The 296-nt window shown below is 68.9% G+C and carries 1 pseudogene; it reads right to left on the reverse strand.

What is annotated here, in order from left to right:
- Positions 1-283: pseudogene (locus CVH10_RS19445) on the reverse strand (4-hydroxyphenylpyruvate dioxygenase); the annotation flags it as partial.
- Between the last annotated feature and the right edge of the window lie 13 nt (positions 284-296).

Consider the following 296-nt stretch of genomic DNA (forward strand, 5'->3'; position numbering starts at 1 on the left):
CGCCATACTGGTCGATGACATAGAGCAGGCTGCCGCCGATGCCCTCCAGAATGTAGGGATAGTCGTCGCCCAGCGCCCCGCCGTTGACGCCCTCGGCCGGCTTGGCGCCGCGCTGGACCGCGCCCTCGTAGGCCGCCTTGGCGTCGGTGGTGCGGAAGGCCATGCCATTGGCCGAGGGGCCGTGATCGCGGGCGAAGTCGGCGGCCTGACCCTTGGGCGAGCGTTGCACCAGGAAGCTGATGTCGCCCTGTTTCAAGCGCACCACGTCGGTCCTGGGGTTCACGTGCGTCTGGGTG

Origin of the sequence: Halomonas sp. ND22Bw (genome assembly GCF_003011945.1) — a bacterium.
Classification (GTDB): Bacteria; Pseudomonadota; Gammaproteobacteria; order Pseudomonadales; family Halomonadaceae; genus Halomonas; species Halomonas halophila.